The organism is Rhizobium sp. PAMB 3182, from assembly GCF_052908355.1.
The window spans coordinates 1,084,140-1,100,898 of record NZ_CM128607.1 but is presented as its reverse complement, the minus strand read 5'-3'; the positions used below and the strand labels follow the sequence as shown (position 1 = coordinate 1,100,898).

The window sequence follows — 16,759 nt, the reverse complement described above, 5'->3', positions numbered from 1 at the left end:
GACCGGTTGAAACCGGCCTTTGATTGCGTATCCATGTCGCTATGATGCCCCGAGCGAATCGAGGAATTGCCGATCTCATGAATTTTCGAAGACTGGTCAGCCAAGGCGCTTTCCCGCTTGTCGTCCTCATGACCCTGGCGACGACCGCCTCCGCCCACCAGCTTGGCGGGCCGATGGGCGGTTTCGGCAGCGGCTTCGAGCATCCGCTGCTTGGCGGCGACCATTTCCTGGCGATGCTGGCCGTCGGCCTCTGGGGCGCGCAGATGGGCGGCCGCTCGGTCTGGACGCTGCCGGCGACCTTCCCGATGATCATGTGCGTCGGCGGCGTGCTCGGCATGATGGGCCTCGTGCCGGACAACATCGTCGTCATGGCGATCGCCATTTCGCTGATCGTGCTCGGCGGCGTTATCGCGCTACGCTGGAAGGCGCCGGAAGCCGTCGCCATCATCATCATCGCCTTCTTCGCCATCTTCCACGGCTATGCGCATGGTCGCTTCCTGCCCGCCGCCGCCGATCCCGCGGCCTACGCGGTCGGCTTCGTGGTCTCGACGGGCCTCATCCACGTCGCCGGCGTCGGCATCGGCCTGCTGCTCGGCCGGTATTATGACGGCCTCATCATCCGTCTCGGCGGTGCCTTGATCGCGCTCGCCGGCATCTATTATCTTCTCGCATGAGCGCCAGACGAACCAGCAAGGGCAGCCAGAACCGGCCGGCGAAGAAACCTAGGCCGAAGCTCTCCGCGCCCGTGCCCGCCATTCCGCAAAAGGCCTGGCACCAGCGCGACGGCTTCCGCTTCTCCGCCGGCTTCCTCGGCATCGGCTTCGTACTGCTGTTCTTCTCGCAGGTTTTCCCGCACGAATACGGCTTCACCGAGCTCGGCTTCCTCTTCACCTTCTCCGTCTACGACCTCGTCCTGGCGATGATCGGCCTTGCCGTCGTCTGCGCGCAGGCAACGACGCGGCAGTTCGCGCGGATCGCGCTCACCTTCTTCGGCGTGCTCGTCGTCATGCTGAGCTTCTTCCCGCCGATCTTCAGTCTGATCCAGTCGACGGGCGCATCCGGCTATCTGTTTCTCGTAGCACCCTTGGCCCTGATGATCTCCGGGGCGGTGATGTGGCTGCCGAGCGAGCGGCGCTTTCCGTTCGCCGTCGCGTCTGCCGCCATCATCGCCTTTTCCCTGTCGCTGTTCATCGGGCTCGATGATTTCGGCACCAGCGTCTTCCAGTTCGCCATGGGCGCGGTGCTGACCGCCCTGTGGATGATCCTCGCGCCCGCCTTTCTCCTGCGGCAGTTTCCCGGCCCGTGGATCCGCATTGCCGGTCGCATCATCGGCAGCTGGCTGATCGTCATCGGTATCATCGAGCTTGCCGCCATGTACGCCCCGGAACTCGGCGCCAAGCTGCCGGCACCGCAGCTGCCGACGCCGGGTGACGTGGAAAACCCGGCCTTCCAGACGCTGCAGGTGCCGCTCGATCCGTCCGCCGCGGATGACACCGCGCCGGAGGAGTGATCCGCTCCCGTCACGCTTGCCTGTTTGCCGTTGAAATTCTAAGACTTTGCGGGAGCAGGGGTTGAAGCCGGTTCGGCTTGGAATGGGGAAAAGGCAGGGAATTCTTTGAAGACAGTCCGCTTCGACCGGCCACAATCCTATTCGGCGCGTCTGGCGCTGCGCGTTGCCCGTTTCGCCCTGCTGCTGTTCGTCGTCGTCGCCGTGCTGCATCGCTTCGGCTTCATCCTGACGCCGAACTTCGTCTTTCTCGCCATGCTGAGCGCGGCCGCGGCGCTGATCGCCGTGCTGCTCGCCGCCATCGGTTTCGTGCGGCTGTGGTACTGGGGCGCCAAGGGCGGCGTCGCCTCGGCCAAGGCGCTTCTCTATGCCGCCCTGCCGCTGGCTGCTGCAGGTGCTGCAAGCTACGCCTATGTGACGCTGCCGCCGATCTACGACGTGCAGACCGAGCTCGTCGAGGAAATCCCCTGGCTGAAGCCGCCTGAGGCCAACCAGCTGACCCTGCCGCGCCCGCCGGAGGATTTCGTCCGCGACCGCACGCTGCAGATCGCCGCCTATCCCGGCCTCAACGGCCGCCGTTACGAAGGCGCGCTCGACCGTGTCCAGGAAGCGGTGATGCGGGTGGCGGCCGCCGAGCGCATCGAGATCGTCGCCACCAAAGGCACCGATTTCGCCCCGCCATCATCGGATCAGCCGGAAACGCCGGCCGTGCCCATCCCGTCGCCGCGCCCTGAGCCCTCCGGCGATGACGCCGGCATCGCCGCATTGCGGCCGCCGGACGTGCTGCTGCAGGGCTCCGTGCGCACGCTGGTCTTCGGCTTTCCCTTCGACGTGATGATCCGCCTGCGTGAGGATTTCGACACCACCATCGTCGATGTGCGCACCATGTCGCGCTACGGGCCGCACGATCTGGGCTACGGCGCGCGCATCACCGACAGTTTCCTGCGCGCGCTCGACGCCGATCTCCTCGGCATCGCCGCGAAGTAGTCCGCGCTTCAGGTGGGATGGTAGACGCCCGTCAGCCGTGGCGGGCCGTCCGTGGTGACCGCGCCCTTTTCGATCATCTCCTCCAGATGCGAAAGCACCGACAGCGCCGCGGCGCCATGCAGGCGCGGATCGGTCTCGCGGTAGATGACCTTCACCATCTCGGCGATCTGCCGGTCGCCGGCCTTCAGCCGCTCCAGGATGGCGCGCTCGCGCATGCGTCGGTGGGTTCTCATGCCGCGCACGAAGCTTCTCGGCTCGCGCACCGGTCCGCCATGGCCGGGCAGGTAGAGCGCGTCGTCGCGGGCCAGAAGCGTCTCGAGCGAGGCCATGTAGTCGGCCATGCTGCCGTCCGGCGGCGCGACGATCGAGGTCGCCCATGCCATCACGTGGTCGGCGGAAAACAGGATGCCGGTGCCGTCGAGCGCGAAGGCCGCGTGGTTGGCGGTATGGCCGGGCGTCAGGACGGCGGTCAGGCTCCAGCCGTCGCCCGTCACCGTCTCGCCGTCGCCAAGCGCCCGGTCGGGGACGAAATCCGTGTCCGAGCTTTCGGCAAAGGGATTGGTCTCGCCGGCATAAAGCGGCCGGGCAGGGCGGTGCGGCCCCTCCGCCACCACCGTCGCTCCGGTCGCCGCTTTCAGCCGCCGTGTCAGCGGCGAGTGGTCGCGATGGGTATGGCTGACGAAAATATGGGTCACCTCGCGGCCGGCCAGCGCCGCCATCAGCGCCTCAAAATGCACCTCGTCCTCCGGGCCGGGATCGATCACCGCCACCGACTTCTCGCCGACGATATAGCTGTTCGTGCCGTGGAAGGTGAACGGGCTCGGATTGTTGACCGTCAGCCGCTGGACGCCGGGCGCGACATCGACCGCCCGGCCATAGGCCGGCTCGAAGGCGCGGTCGAAGGAAATGTCGTCGCTTGCCATGGCTCGGGTGTGATCCGCTACTTGTACTCGATCTCGATGAAGGACATCGGCGTCTCGCCGCCATTGACGACATTGTGCTCGACGCCCGCTTCACGCCGGTAGACCTCGCCGGCCTTCGAGGAGACGCGCCGTTCGCCGTCCTTGTCCTCGATCAGGAAATGGCAGTCGGTCATCGGTACCACCACATAGCCCATGCCGTGCACGTGATGGCCGGTATCGGCCCCCGGCTCGAAGTCCCAGCGCGTCACGCGCACGACGGCATCGTCGAGAAGGACGGTCGGAACGGCAGGCGGTCTGGCGTGGAATGTCGACATGGGAGGCTCCGGTGCGGGCTGGTCTTGCTCCCGAAGGCGTAGCAAGCGCGCCGCTGATAGACCAATGAATTCTGTTGAAAAGAAAATGCGAAAGCAGCCGTCATCAACCGTTGCCGCCGTCGCCGCTTCTTGCTAATAGCCCGTCACCGCTTCGCAGTCATGTGCGCGTCACGGATCTGTTGGGGTGTAGCCAAGCGGTAAGGCAGCGGTTTTTGGTACCGCCATCCCCTGGTTCGAATCCAGGCACCCCAGCCACCGTTTTTCAGACTTTTACGTATCGGTTTCCAGCGTCGGCTCACATGCAGGCGCGCCTTGCGTCCTGTGGGGCGATCCATGATCCCGCCGAGCATTCCCCGGCGGGACCGTATCCATTGAGTTGGGCCTCTCAGCCCGCAATCCTCAGTTCGAACCGACCAGCAGTTCCTCGCAGTAGGACGGGCCGTTGACGCCTGGGCGGTCGCCGATCACGCGGAGCGAGCGGATCGTGTAGCTCTTGTCGACGCTGATGACGGCCGAGCAACGGTAGGAGCGGCCCTTCACGGTCTTGTAGCCGCCGGTCCAGTTGTAGACGGTGAGGCCTGCTTCCGACCGGTCGGAGGAGGGCGGGCCGTAGGCGGCGAAGAACTTGCCGGCTTCCTTGCCGTTCCAGGCGGCTTCGATCGGGGTGGCCGCGCCCGTGGTGGCGCAGGCGGAAAGGGTGGCAGTCATCAGAGCGGCGGCAAGGATGCGAACGCGCATGGAAAATGGTCCTGTGGTTTGAAGTCCGGTTCAATCGGTGATGTGTCCCTTAGCAGGTTTTGCGGAGCGTGTTTGTGTGGTTGACGGCACACAGTAAAAATTTGTGACACGAAAAGGCCCCGTTTCGGCCGCTTTGAAATTCCTTCGCAAAAATGTCGTCAGGGCGCTTGTGCAATCAAAATTGCTGGTCTATAGAGGCGCCGCTGGTCACGGAGTGTAGCGCAGCCTGGTAGCGCACCTCGTTCGGGACGAGGGGGTCGAGTGTTCGAATCACTCCACTCCGACCAGCCGAAAAGCCCGCGAAAGCGGGCTTTTTTCATGTCCGGCCGCCGGCCATCTCGCGAAGGCCAGCGGCGCGCGCATTTTCCCGTTATCGTCCCCGACCTAGTCAATGACGCTTTTGCGGCGCACGACCTCCGGCAGGAAGGCATGCCGCTTCGGCTTTGCCGGCTTGAATTCGGTTTCGATCGCGACGTCGATGTCGTCGCCAAGCGCCGGAATCGCGAAGTTCAGCCCCCATTGCGAGCGCTTGACGACGAGATGGCCGGAAAAGCCGAGCTTGGCGATCTTTTCGATCGGATGGTCGGCCATCGAGCCGTTGAAGGTGACGTCCATCACCGCCGGGTGAGTCTCGCCGCGCAGCGTCAGGTCGCCGAAGACGCGACCGGTCTTCTCGCCGTCGATGACGATCTTCGTCGAGACGAAGCGGATTGGGCTTCCGGCAAGGAAATCCGCATCGCCGCCGATCTTGGCGTCGAAGTCCTCGACTTCGGGAAACGGAAAGTCCGTCCGCACCTGCATCGGGTCGATTTCGACGGTCAGCCGCGATTGTTCGGGCTTCTCGCGGTTCCAGTCGAGCCGTGCCTTGGAATCGATGAAACGGGCGGTGAAGTGCGACAGGCCGAAATGGTCGATCCGCCAGGTCACGCTGGTGTGCGGGCTGTCCTGTTCATAGTGGCCGCTCGGGGCGGCGTCGGCGGCGAAGGCCGCGGCCGGGCAGGCGATCAGGATCGCGCTCAGTAGGGATTTGATGGTCATGGTCATTCTCCTTGAAGGTAAGTGGAAAGAGGCTGCGGCAAGCGCGCCCGCGCCGGGCGCAATCCCGGCAGCGGTCGGCGTCGCAGCCGCTGGACATAGGTCTCGCGGCTGCCGGCGCGCTCATGCGGCAAGCCCGACATCGGTGCGCAGCGCCTGGAAATCCGCATCGGTCAGCGACGGGCGGATGGCGAATTCTACGATGGCGTTGAAGATTTCCGGCGGCAGGCTCTGCTGCATGCCGCCGACCATCATGCGCCGCTGCGCGGGGTTCATCGCCGGCAGCATCATGCGCGTGAACGCCATGTTTTCCTCCGGCGGCAGGGCGCTGATGATGCGCATCTCGATGCCGAGCAGCTCGTCGTCGGAAAAGGTCTGCCAGAGGATCGGGCAGAGCACGGTCTCTTCCTCGTGCATGTGGGCGAAGTCGTCGGCGATATAGGCGGCCATGGCGAGATAGAGTCCGCGTCCGGCTTCCGCCCGCGCCGCGCCGGAGGCGGTCTCGATGGCGACGATCTTGTCCTCGAGCACCTGGAAGGCGGCGCGGTGATCGTCATGCTGCTCGTCGACGAGGCCGGTCTCGACGCCGCGGCGGTGGAGTGCGGCATGGATTTCCGTATCCTCGTGCTTCACATGGGCGGCGGCCATGGAGAGAAGCCGGCGCATGTCGGCGAGCAGCTTTTCGGTCGTCTCGGCATTGCCGAAGTCGTTGGCGCCCAGCCGGGCGAGCAGCAGGCATTGCGTGCGGCGAAGGCCCTTGTGGATGTTGCCGTAGATATCGTAGCGTCCGTTGAGCGCAGGGATGTGCGCCATGGTGTCTGCATGGGTCATGATCTGTTCCTTGAAGGTGTGTTTCGGGCCGCGCCGACTGCCGGTGCGGCGGAACAACCAGATAGCCGTGGCTGCCCGTCCGGGCTTCCTAAAAGCTTGCTAAGCGCGCCCGCACCTTCCTAAATATTTCCTATCGCGGATGGTGGTGCGTGCCGGAGAATTGCAACCGTGGTAAACAGGTGTTCGGGGATCGGGCTGGGCTGTGGGATCGATGCTTGAGGAAGATGTCGCCGCGTTCATATCCGGCAATGTGATGATGATCGCCGCCACGCGCGACGAGACGCTGCGCGCGCATGTCGGCCGCGGCTGCGGCGCCTATTTCGACGCGGACGCCGGCGACCTCGTGCTGCTCGTGTCCTCCAGCCAGTGGCCGGACTTCTTCGCCAACGCCAAAAAGGGCGCCCCGATCGCCATGACCGTCTGTCAGCCGGACAACTACCGTTCCATGCAGGTCAAGGGAAACATCTCCGGCGTCGAGATGGCGACGGCAAGGCAGGTGGCGCATGCCGACGATTATCTCGACCGCATGCTGGCGATCATGGCCGGGCTCGGGGTGAGCCGGCTGCAACTTTCCACCGTCTTTTCGAACGTCGATCTCGCCGCCATCCGCTTCTGGCCGGTCGATCTCTTCATCCAGACACCCGGTCCGGAAGCCGGCGAACGGGTGCAGCGGAGCCAGTCATGACCGGCGTGCCGCTCGAAGCCATCCGCGACAGTTTCGAAGGCATCATGCCGTCCGTCATCGCCACGACGGATGCGAGCGGCATTCCGAACCTTTCCTACCTGTCGCATGTCTACTACCTCGACAGCGAGCATGTGGCGCTCTCCAACCAGTTCTTCTCCAAGACGGCGGCCAATGTCGCGGCCAATGGCCGGGCGACCGTCGTCGTGCTCGACGGCCGCATGGGCCTGCAGCACGTGCTCGATCTCGTCTTCGTCAGTTCGTCGCAATCCGGCCCGATCTTTGACCGCATCTCGGCCCAGCTCGATGTGATGGCGAGCCTGCAGGGCAAGTCGCACATGCTGAAGCTGCGCGCCGTCGACATCTACCGGGTCGAACGCTGCCGGCGCATCGATCCGGTCGCCCCGCTCGAAACCGCGCCGGAAAAGCCGGCCGCCGACCGGGACTGGCTGGCCCATGCGGCCGCCGCCACCGCCGAGCTTTCCGGCATTGCCGACCCCGAAACGCTGCTCGACCGCAGCCTGGAAATCCTTGAGGAACGCTGCGGCTTTCGCCACTCGATGATCCTGGTCGCCGACGGCGAGGGGCGCAAGCTGTCCACCGTCGCCAGCCGCGGCTATCCGCATTATGGCTTCGGCGCGGAAATCGCCTTCGGTGACGGCATCATCGGGGTGGCCGCCGAACGGGGCCTGACGGTGCGGATCGCCGACATGCGCCGCAGCCAGCGCTATGTCTCGGCCGTGGCTTTGGCCGCCGGGCTCAACCGAGACGACATTCCCATGCCGGCCATCGCACAGGCGCAATGCCAGATCGCCGTGCCGATGATTGCCAACGGCCGGCTTTCGGGCGTGGTCTTCGCCGAGTCCGAAGAGAGCTTCGCCTTTTCTCACGCGCATGAGGCCGCGCTGGAGATCATCGCTCGCCAGATTGCCGCCGGCCTGGCGATCTTCGAGCTGTCCGATGCCGCCAGCGAAGCGGCCGGGCGCGGCGCGGCGCCGGCGGAAGGCGCCGGTCCCGGGCAGGCGTTCAGCTTCCAGTACTTCCCGCGCGACGGCGGCGTCTTCATCGACAACGACTATGTCATCCGCGGCGTGCCGGGCCGGCTGCTCTACCATTTCGTCCGCTGCTATGTGGAGACCGGACGGGCAGAGTTTTCGAACCGCGAGATTCGCCGCGACCGCACCTTCAATCTCCCCGATTTCAAGGACAATCTGGAAACGCGCCTGATCCTCCTGCGCCGCCGGCTGGAAGAGCGCGGCGGTCCGGTGCGCATCGAGCGCCCTGAACGCGGGCAGATCCGGCTGATGATCGACGGCAATCCGCAGATCGCCGTCACGGAGGCTTGAACCCGTTTCTGGTCGGCGAACGGCCGCCTACCGCTGCTCGATGCAGCGTTTCAGCAGCCGGGTCCCGAGGTCGATTTCGTCCTCGTTGGAGGCGGCGAAGCCGACGAGCAGGGCCTTTCGCGGCGATTTCCGGTCGGCATGATAGTAGGACAGTTGCTCGACGCCGAGATTTGCCTCCCGGCAGCGGTTCAAGACCGCGTCTTCATCGATCGACTGATCCCGGTAATAGCAGAGATTGTAGAAGCCGGAGGCGAACTCCGGCGGTTCGAAGATGTCGGCAAAGTCGGACCTGAGGATCTGCAGAAGTCGGTTCTGCCGCCTGGCGTAGATGCGGCGCATCCGATGGAGGTGGCGGACGTAGTGTCCGTCCTCGATCATGCGGCCGACGATCTGCTCCGTGAATTGCGGCAGCGCCCGGTAGCGGACCTGGATCAGCCGCCGGCATTTTTCCGCAAGCGGTCTGGGCATGATCATGTAGCCGACCCGCAGCGATTGCAGCAGCGTCATGCTGAAAGCGCCGACATAGATGACCTGGCCGGCCTGGTCGAGCGCTTTGAGCGGCGGAATGGGGCCGCCGCGATAGCGGAACTCGCTGCCGAGATCGTCCTCGATGATCAGCGTGTCCCGGTCGGCCGCCCAGTGCAGCATTTCGAGCTTGCGCTTCAGCGGCATGGCGATCGTCATCGGCTGCTGCTTGGCGGCCGTGACGAAGGCGAGCTTGACGTCGCGGCTGGCGACGGTGTGCGGGTCCGGCCCGGAGGCGTCGACATGCATTGGCTCGATCTTGCAGCCGGACGACTGGAAGACGGAGCGGATCGCCGCCATTCCGGGCTCCTCGAAGGCGACGGTGTCGCCGGGATTGAGCAGCAGCTCGACGAGAAGTGTCACGGCGTGATGGCCGCCGAGCGTCGTCACCACCTCTTCCGGCTCGCAGTGAATGCCACGGCTGACGGCGATGCGGCGGGCGATCTGCTCTTCCAGCAATGTCGGTTGCGAGATCTCGCGGTAGTTGACGATGCGGAAGTCGCCTTCCGCGAAAACCTCCTTCGTCAGGCGCGACCAGATGTTGACCGGAAACAGCCGGTGATCCGGCGTCGCCATGTGCAGGTGCTGCGAACCGTCGTTGAGCGTCAGCGAATTCCGCCAGGTCAGCGCCTGCCCGCGTCGCGACAAGAGCCTGTCGAACCGGTCGGATCCGTCCTCCTTGCTCTTCGGGGCAGGGCCGGGCTTGCCCGCCTGGCGACGCGGCACGGTTTCGACATAGGTGCCGCTGCCGCGCGCGGAGTTGAGATAGCCTTCCGCGACCAGCTGGTCTAGCGCCGTCACCACCGTGAAGCGCGACACGCCGAGGCTTTGTGACAGGACGCGGGAGGAGGGAATGCGCATGCCGCCGGGGATCGCCCCCGACAGGATCATCTCCCGCAGGCCGTCATAAAGCTGCAGGTAGAGCGGCCGCGTGCTCTCGGCATCGAGGATCAGGCCATCCAGGCTGGCGCCGTCGATCGTGCGGGCGATGGCATGCCTCCATGCGGTGTGTCTCCACCATGACAAGTGGACTGGTCATTTTTGCGATTTCTGGACATGTATAAAGCATTCTTTCGGACCGATAACCATCCCCGATCAATCAACGGAGCCGGCGGGTGGGCCGCAGGCCCGGCCGTTCCGGCCCTATCGGGGGACTTTCGATGGATGAACTGCGCTATCTCTCCGGCCTTGTCGCAAAGGGCCGCCTGTCACGTCGTGATTTTCTCGGGCGCAGCGCCGCGCTGGGTGTCGGCCTCGTCGCCGCCGGAACGCTGCTGACGGATGGCGCGAGGGCCGAGGGACCGGTTCGCGGCGGCACGATCAAGCTCGGCATGCAGGGGGGAGCCTCGACCGACAGCCTCGATCCGGGCCTTGCCACCAACCAGGTGACCGCGATGGTCAACCATCTCTGGGGCGAAACACTGGTATGGCTCGCGCCCGACGGCACGCCCACGCCTGTCCTCGCCGAGGAATGGAGCGCCTCGCCCGATGCCAAGACCTGGACCTTCAAGATTCGCAAGGGCGTGCAGTTCCACGACGGCAGCACGCTGACGCCGGCCGACGTCGTCGCGACCATCGAGCGGCATTCCGACAAGGCCGCGAAGTCGGGCGCCCTCGGCATCCTCAAGGGCATCGAAACGGTCAAGGCGGACGGCGACACGGTGGTCTTCACGCTGGCCGAAGCCAATGCCGACATGCCCTTCCTGATGATCGACTATCACCTCGTCATCCAGCCGAACGGCGGCAAGGACAATCCCGAGGCGGCGATCGGCACCGGCCCATACAAGATCGCCGCAGCCGATGCGGGTGTACGTTACAATGCGACCCGCTTTGAAAATTACTGGAACGGCGCGAATGTCGGCTTCGCTGATCAGGTGGAGGTCGTCGTCATCAACGATGCCACGGCGCGCATCGCCGCCCTGCAGAGCGGCCAGGTCCACATGATCAACCGCATCGACCCGAAGACCGTCTCGTTGCTCAAGCGCATGCCGCGGGTGAAGATCCGCAACGTGTCCGGCCGCGGCTTCTATCCGTTCAACATGTTCTGCGATACTGCGCCCTTCGACAACAACGACCTGCGGCTGGCGCTGAAATTCGCGATGGACCGCGAGTCGATGATCGACCACGTTCTGGCCGGTTACGGCTCGGTCGGCAACGACACGCCGATCAACAAGGCCTATCCGCTCTTTGAGGAGATCGAGCAGCGGGCCTACGACCCGGACAAGGCGGCCTTCCATTTCAAGAAATCGGGCCACACCGGCAGCATTCTGCTGCGCACTTCTGAAGTGGCGTTTCCCGGCGCGGTCGACGCGGCGGTCCTCTACCAGCAGAGCGCGAAGAAGGCAGGGATCGAGATCGAGGTCAAGCGCGAGCCCGGCGACGGCTACTGGTCGAACGTCTGGAACGTCCAGCCCTTCTCAACCTCCTATTGGGGCGGCCGTCCCACGCAGGACCAGATGTATTCGACCGGCTACATCTCGTCGGCGGACTGGAACGACACGCGCTTCAAGAACGAGGCCTTCGACAAGATGGTCGTCGCCGCGCGTGCCGAACTGGACGAGACCAAGCGCCGAGCCATGTACCGCGACATGTCCGAGATCATGCGTGACGAGGGCGGCCTGATCGCCCCGATGTTCAACGATTTCATCGATGGGGTCAGCGAGAGTGTTCAGGGCTGGGTGGACAATCCGGCGGGCGAACTGATGAATGGCGATGCGCCGCTGCGCTGCTGGCTCGGCGCCTGATCAAGACCATTTATCGACAATCGGAAAGGCGCGCCTGGCTTTGCCCCGGCGCGCTTCCTTTCCGCCAGGAGGACAGGACCATGCCGCTTCAAAACAGACTTCTGCTGATCATCCTCGACGGCCAGCCCTGGCGCAATGCGCGCCGGCTGATGGGCAATCTGGAGGGCTGGGTCGAGGCCGGCGAGGCGCGCGTCTGGAAGATGCGCTCCGTCCTGCCGTCCACCTCCGCCTCCTGCTACGCATCGATTCACACCGGCGTGCCGCCGCAGGTGCACGGCGTCCTGTCGAACGAGACGCTGTTTCGCGTCTCCCAGCCGGACATCTTTTCCGAAGTGGCCAGGGCCGGCGGGAAGACAGGCGCCGTCACCCATTCCTTCTGGTCGACCTTCTTCCAGCGCGCGCCGTTCGACATGGCCCGCGACATCGAATACGACGAGGCGGAAGGGCCCATTCATCACGGCCGTTTCCACACCATGGCGGGCTACAATCATCAAAACCAGATGACGCCGAGCGACCTCGACCTGTTTGCAACGCTCACCATGCTGACGGAGCGGCACAAGATCGACTACGGCATCCTGCACACCTGCACGCTCGACAGCATGGGCCACCGCTACGGCCACGATTGCACGCAGATGGATCAGGCCTGCTTCACGATCGACGCGCAACTTGCCGCCTTCCTGCCGCGCTGGCGCAGCAACGGCTACGAGGTGATCGTCACGGCCGATCACGGCCAGACGGACCGCGGCCATCATGGCGGCCATGACGAGGAGATGCAGGACTTTGCCTTCTACTGGTTCGGTGGCGGCGAGGGGCCTTCGCCCGACACGCTCCTCGACCAGCTGCAGGTCGCGCCGACGATCCTAACGCGTCTCGACGTGCCGGTGCCGGAAAGCATGACACGCAAGCCGTTCCTGACCTGATCAGGGACCTGTCTGCGAGAACACGCGGATCAGCCGGTCGCGCATCGTATCCATCGGCAGTTCCGGCGCATCGGGCGAGGGCAGCATGCCGTTGACGAAGCCTTCCTTCTCGAAGCGCGCGATGAGTTCAGCGTCGCGGCTGATGATATGCACGGGCACGGCCCGCGAGGCATCCGGGCCTGTGACGATCGGCGCCGGCTGGTGGTCGCCGAGGATGACGAAGATGGCATTGTCGCCGAAGCGAGAGATATAGTCGCTGAGCGTCTGCAGCGAATAGTCGATGGTGGCGATGTAATGGCGGCGGACGTTGTCGCCGTCCGACCAGACGGTGCGGGGGCTCTCGTCGCTCTCGGCCTGACCGTTGAAGGCCGTGCCGTCGCCGACATCGTTCCAGTCGATGAGCTTGGCGACCGGGGTCCACGGCGCATGGCTGGAGATCAGCGCCATTTCCGTCATCACCGGCTGGCCCTTGGCGCGGGCCGGATCGCGCACCAGCCGCTGGAAGGCCGACAGCGTGTACTGGTCCGGCATGGTGATCCAGTTGAAGGGCTTGCCCTTGTAGCCGAGGTCCTTGGCGGCGAAGATGTCGTCATAGCCGAAGTAGCGCGCCTCCGGCCAGTCCATGGTGATGGCCGGCATGACGGCCGCCGTCCGCCATCCGGCCTTGCGGAACAGGCTGTTGAGGCTCGCCCGCTTGCTGATCATCAGCCGGTCGTAGCGCGCCTGGTTATCGGTCCAAAGCCCCGACAGGAATGTCCCGTGCGCCAGCCAGCTGAGCCCGCCCATGGTCGGCGAGCGCGACCAGCCGGAGGCGGAAGCAAAGCCGGCAGCTTTCAACTGCGCTTCGGATGCCGCCAGCCGCGGCTTGATCAGCGGACTGTAGCGCGGATCCTCGATCGCACTGCGGCCATAGGATTCGACGAAGATTACCACCACGTCGCGACCCGTGATGCCGGCAAACAGGTTGGTTCCGGCCGCCGTCGGATCGTCGGCGACGAGATCGCGCTCATATTGCCGCATGTCGGCGATGGACGTTTGTACCAGCACCAGCCGGTTGCCGAGATAGGCGCCGGCCCTGAGATCGGCGCGCATGCCGGCCAACGGACCGGTGAGCCAAAGCGCCGTGCCGAGAACGAGCAGGCCCGCCGCGCCGACGATCGCACCGCGCCTCACGGGTCCGGTCAGGCCGGCGATCCGGCATTGCGAGCGATAGAACAGGAAGAGGAACAGGCAGAAGAGGGCAATCACCAAGCCGACAGCGAAACCGGCCGGCCATCGCCCGATTGAGCCCGAAAAGATATTCCAGCCGTCGCCGAGCATCTTGATGTCGAGATAGGGGTTGAAGCGGCGCTGGAAGGCAGATTGCACGCCGATGTCGGCGATCTTCAGGAAGAGAAGCGTGAAGACGGCGATGGAAGATACCGCAGCGACCACAAGAGCCAGGCGACGGGGAAGCAGCAGGAGCGCGAGCAGCAGCAGCGGGATTTCCAGCGGCAGGCGCTGAAAGGCGCTAAGCGAGAAGGCGCTGGCATGATCCGGCAGCGTCAGCGCGGCAAAGCTGACGATGAGGAAGAACAGGCCTGCGAACAGCAATCTGGTCATGGATGCATCGCCGCTCTTGCCCGGCGCGTCATTTCTTGTCATCGACATGATCTTTCAATTGCTGGGCCGACTGCAAGACGGTTGGCGGTATCATCGTCACGCGACAGTCCGGGGAAGGTAGACATTTGCGCAAGTTCGCCGTCATCTCGGCCCTTCTCTGTCTGGCGCTGCTGGCCGCCCTGATCTGGGCGACCGACACCACGAAGCTGATTGGCGCCATAAGGAGCATGCCGCCCGGCCATATCCTCGCCGCGCTTGTCGTCGTGCAGGTGCAGATCGTCGCTTCGGCCTGGCGCTGGCGGTTCACTGCGGGACGGCTCGGGCAGGAGATCGGCCTGTCGGTGGCGATCCGCGAATATTACGTCAGCAGCGCTCTCAACCTCGTCCTGCCGGGCGGCATGGCAGGTGACGCGGTGCGCGCCTATCGCAGCCGCGCCGAAGGTGCGGGTGGCTGGAAGCGTCCGGCGGCCGCCGTCTTTCTGGAGAGACTGTCCGGACAGCTGGTGTTCTTCGTCATGATCTGCGGCGGCCTCATCGCCTGGCCGCTGTTTCTCGACGGCCGGCTGCCCGAAAATCTCGACATCGTGCTGTGGATCGTCGCCGCCATCTTCGTCGTCGGCCTCGGTCTTGCCATCGCCCTCCGGAACGCCTGGCTGCCGGCCCGGTTTCGCGGCCTCGGCCCGGACCTTGCCGCCGTGTTCTGGACGGACGGTGCGTGGCTGGTACAGGCGGGTCTCGGCGTGCTGATCGTCGGCGGTTACATCGCCACCTTCATGATCGCCTCCGATGCCGTCGGCGCGCCATTGCCGCCGATCGCCGCCTTCACCATCATTCCGCTGTGCCTGCTGACCATGCTGATACCGGCCGGCATCGGCGGCTGGGGTACGCGCGAAACGGCGGCGGCCGCACTCTGGCCGCTGTTCGGCTATGCGAGCGTCGATGGCCTGGCCGCAAGCCTTGCCTACGGCCTTCTCTCGCTCACCGGTGCCGCCATACCGGGATTGATCTCGGTGGCGGTCTCGATCTGGCAGGGCCGCATCGGAAAGGCTTAAGGAATGCCTCGGCATCAGGATTCCAGCCGGGCGTAGATGTCGCCCGAAGGGCTTGCCGGCGGCAGCTCGGCGAGTTCCTTCAGTATGGCGATGGCATCCTTCCAGCCGCTGTTGACGAATTGGTGCTTCTCGCCGACGACGCGGTTGAAGCGGTAGTCGCCAAGCGCCGTCAGCCGGGCGATCGCCTCGCGTGTCACGGACGGCATGGCCGGGATATATTCGAAGGCGATCAGTCTGACCGGTGTGGAAAGGCCCCGAAGGATATCCGCCTCGGCGCCTTCGCAATCGATCTTGCAGAAATCCGGCCGGCCGTAGCGCTCGATCAGCAGGTTGAGTGTCGTCATCGGCACCGTGATCTCCCGGTCCCATCTGACCTGCCGGAAACCGTCGGCATCGCGCACGCTGTCGATGAAGCGACGTGACGTGCTGGTGACGGTCGGATGGCGGCTCGATATCCGGAGCGAGATTTCTCCGACTTCCGCGCCGACGGCGACGCGCTCGAAGCCCGCCAGTCGGCCGGCGAAATGCTTCTCGATCAGGTCGGCGAAGACCGGCTGCGGCTCGACCGCTACCACCTGCGCGCCGAGCGACAGGAGCGTGTTGCTGCGGCTGCCGGCATGGGCGCCGATGTCGAAGACGAGGTCGCGCGGCGAGACGAGCTCGCTGTAGAAGCGCTTCAGCGCCTGCCGCCGCCAGGGCTGGCCGTAATAGATGGCAAGCGACCGGGCGAGGCCGGCCGCCGTATCGAGGCGCGATTTCAATTCCATGGCCGTGATGCCCCCTTGGAAAGCAGGAATTTGGTGTCGACCGCGAAGGAATAGACGAGCAGAGCCAGCGCTGCTGCGGCAATGAGGCTTGAGACCGGCGGCTGGACGACGGGAATGAGGATGACGCAGAGGGCGGCCACCTGTACGACGCAGATCACCTTGCGACGGGTGGATGGCGGCAGCGGCGCGCCAAGCGCCGGCAGCGCGTATTGCGCGGCGATGAAGCCGTATCGCATCAGCCCGACTGCCAGCACCCAGGCACCGGCCTTGTCGAGAAACAGCGCCGCCGCCGACAGGACGAGAATGAGAAGGGCGTCCACCTCCATGTCGAAACGGGCGCCGAGATCGGACTCCTGCGCCAGCGCGCGTGCCAGATAGCCATCGAAGCCGTCGAGAATGAGTGCCAGCAGCACGAGCGCGATCAGCAGCCACAGTACCGAGGCGGGCGCGTGCATGTCGATCGCGAAGAACACGGTGGCGGCAACGAGGCTGACGATGGCAGTGCGGATCGCCGTTACCGCATTGGCGGCGCCGAATACCTTGTGCCGGTGATGCGGCAGGCCGCGCACGACAAGCGCGAAGATGACAAGCGTCAGCACGCCGGCAAAGGCCAGCGCTCCGGTTCCGAGCGCCAGATGCGGCTGCAGCACGCAATAGAGCGCGATCGCGGATGCGAAGACGCCGGCAAGGATCGCAATCGCGTTTGCAAAGAGGTTCGGCGGTGAGGCATCGCCCGGCTGCCGTCCGTCATTCGGGGGAGGGTGGAAGGTCTGGTCCATCGCCGCC

At 65.1% G+C, this 16,759-nt stretch carries 17 protein-coding genes and 2 tRNA genes; 10 read left to right on the top strand and 9 right to left on the bottom strand.

Annotated features, from left to right (window positions below):
* Nucleotides 1-77: 77 nt before the first annotated feature.
* From ACU5AZ_RS05615 to ACU5AZ_RS05605, 3 genes are all read left to right on the top strand, one after another.
* A complete protein-coding gene (locus ACU5AZ_RS05615; RefSeq protein ID WP_446825039.1) occupies nt 78-674 on the top strand; it encodes a HupE/UreJ family protein in 597 nt (198 codons plus the stop codon).
* Entirely contained in the window at nt 671-1,510 is an 840-nt protein-coding gene (locus ACU5AZ_RS05610) for a hypothetical protein (RefSeq protein WP_446825038.1), read from the top strand. Before ACU5AZ_RS05615 ends, ACU5AZ_RS05610 begins: the two co-directional genes overlap by 4 nt.
* Nucleotides 1,511-1,615: 105 nt before the next feature.
* On the top strand, nt 1,616-2,494 hold the full coding sequence (locus ACU5AZ_RS05605; RefSeq protein WP_446825037.1) for a DUF1499 domain-containing protein: 879 nt from the start codon (nt 1,616-1,618) through the stop codon (nt 2,492-2,494).
* 8 nt (nt 2,495-2,502) lie between these two features.
* Here ACU5AZ_RS05605 and ACU5AZ_RS05600 read toward each other — a convergent pair whose 3' ends face one another.
* Together ACU5AZ_RS05600 and ACU5AZ_RS05595 are read right to left on the bottom strand one after the other, a co-directional pair.
* On the bottom strand, nt 2,503-3,417 hold the full coding sequence (locus ACU5AZ_RS05600; RefSeq protein ID WP_446825036.1) for an MBL fold metallo-hydrolase: 915 nt from the start codon (nt 3,415-3,417) through the stop codon (nt 2,503-2,505).
* A 17-nt stretch (nt 3,418-3,434) separates the two neighbouring features.
* Nucleotides 3,435-3,731 carry a cupin domain-containing protein gene (locus ACU5AZ_RS05595; protein ID WP_446825035.1) on the bottom strand — a complete coding sequence of 99 codons (297 nt, stop codon included), beginning with the start codon at nt 3,729-3,731 and terminating at the stop codon, nt 3,435-3,437.
* Nucleotides 3,732-3,911: 180 nt separating this feature from the next.
* Between ACU5AZ_RS05595 and ACU5AZ_RS05590 the strand changes: the two genes are divergently transcribed.
* A tRNA-Gln gene (locus ACU5AZ_RS05590) sits at nt 3,912-3,986 on the top strand.
* Nucleotides 3,987-4,130: 144 nt separating this feature from the next.
* Here the strand turns inward: ACU5AZ_RS05590 and ACU5AZ_RS05585 are convergent.
* A complete protein-coding gene (locus tag ACU5AZ_RS05585; protein ID WP_446825034.1) occupies nt 4,131-4,469 on the bottom strand; it encodes a hypothetical protein in 339 nt (112 codons plus the stop codon).
* Nucleotides 4,470-4,679: 210 nt separating this feature from the next.
* On the opposite strand from ACU5AZ_RS05585, the gene ACU5AZ_RS05580 reads away from it, so the two are divergent.
* Nucleotides 4,680-4,756: transfer RNA gene (locus ACU5AZ_RS05580), tRNA-Pro, on the top strand.
* A 97-nt stretch (nt 4,757-4,853) separates the two neighbouring features.
* On the opposite strand, the gene ACU5AZ_RS05575 is transcribed toward ACU5AZ_RS05580, so the two are convergent.
* Nucleotides 4,854-5,507, bottom strand: a complete 654-nt coding sequence (locus ACU5AZ_RS05575) for a YceI family protein (RefSeq protein ID WP_446825033.1) — start codon at nt 5,505-5,507, stop codon at nt 4,854-4,856.
* A 120-nt stretch (nt 5,508-5,627) separates the two neighbouring features.
* The gene (locus ACU5AZ_RS05570; protein WP_446825032.1) at nt 5,628-6,335 is read right to left on the bottom strand and encodes a hemerythrin domain-containing protein; all 708 of its coding nucleotides are present in this window, start codon (nt 6,333-6,335) and stop codon (nt 5,628-5,630) included.
* A 211-nt stretch (nt 6,336-6,546) separates the two neighbouring features.
* Between ACU5AZ_RS05570 and ACU5AZ_RS05565 the strand changes: the two genes are divergently transcribed.
* Entirely contained in the window at nt 6,547-7,020 is a 474-nt protein-coding gene (locus ACU5AZ_RS05565; protein WP_446825031.1) for a hypothetical protein, read from the top strand.
* Entirely contained in the window at nt 7,017-8,363 is a 1,347-nt protein-coding gene (locus tag ACU5AZ_RS05560) for a GAF domain-containing protein (RefSeq protein ID WP_446825030.1), read from the top strand. The genes ACU5AZ_RS05565 and ACU5AZ_RS05560 overlap by 4 nt, the downstream gene beginning before the upstream one ends.
* 27 nt (nt 8,364-8,390) lie before the next feature.
* Here ACU5AZ_RS05560 and pdxR read toward each other — a convergent pair whose 3' ends face one another.
* Nucleotides 8,391-9,914, bottom strand: a complete 1,524-nt coding sequence (pdxR, locus tag ACU5AZ_RS05555) for a MocR-like pyridoxine biosynthesis transcription factor PdxR (RefSeq protein ID WP_446825029.1) — start codon at nt 9,912-9,914, stop codon at nt 8,391-8,393.
* Nucleotides 9,915-10,048: 134 nt separating this feature from the next.
* Between pdxR and ACU5AZ_RS05550 the strand changes: the two genes are divergently transcribed.
* Together ACU5AZ_RS05550 and ACU5AZ_RS05545 are read left to right on the top strand one after the other, a co-directional pair.
* Nucleotides 10,049-11,632 carry an ABC transporter substrate-binding protein gene (locus tag ACU5AZ_RS05550; protein ID WP_446825028.1) on the top strand — a complete coding sequence of 528 codons (1,584 nt, stop codon included), beginning with the start codon at nt 10,049-10,051 and terminating at the stop codon, nt 11,630-11,632.
* A gap of 80 nt (nt 11,633-11,712) precedes the next feature.
* Entirely contained in the window at nt 11,713-12,552 is an 840-nt protein-coding gene (locus ACU5AZ_RS05545; protein WP_446825027.1) for an alkaline phosphatase family protein, read from the top strand.
* Here the strand turns inward: ACU5AZ_RS05545 and ACU5AZ_RS05540 are convergent, their stop codons facing one another.
* Nucleotides 12,553-14,154 (bottom strand): sulfatase-like hydrolase/transferase, encoded by a 1,602-nt coding sequence (locus ACU5AZ_RS05540; protein WP_446825026.1) that lies wholly within the window; start codon nt 14,152-14,154, stop codon nt 12,553-12,555. It abuts the gene before it with no gap.
* Between the two features lie 125 nt (nt 14,155-14,279).
* On the opposite strand from ACU5AZ_RS05540, the gene ACU5AZ_RS05535 reads away from it, so the two are divergent.
* Entirely contained in the window at nt 14,280-15,206 is a 927-nt protein-coding gene (locus ACU5AZ_RS05535) for a lysylphosphatidylglycerol synthase transmembrane domain-containing protein (protein ID WP_446825025.1), read from the top strand.
* Between the two features lie 14 nt (nt 15,207-15,220).
* On the opposite strand, the gene ACU5AZ_RS05530 is transcribed toward ACU5AZ_RS05535, so the two are convergent.
* Both ACU5AZ_RS05530 and ACU5AZ_RS05525 read right to left on the bottom strand, forming a co-directional pair.
* The gene (locus ACU5AZ_RS05530; RefSeq protein ID WP_446825024.1) at nt 15,221-15,973 is read right to left on the bottom strand and encodes an FkbM family methyltransferase; all 753 of its coding nucleotides are present in this window, start codon (nt 15,971-15,973) and stop codon (nt 15,221-15,223) included.
* Nucleotides 15,964-16,752, bottom strand: coding sequence for a CDP-alcohol phosphatidyltransferase family protein (locus ACU5AZ_RS05525; protein WP_446825023.1), 789 nt, complete (start codon nt 16,750-16,752; stop codon nt 15,964-15,966). The genes ACU5AZ_RS05530 and ACU5AZ_RS05525 overlap by 10 nt, the downstream gene beginning before the upstream one ends.
* Between the last annotated feature and the right edge of the window lie 7 nt (nt 16,753-16,759).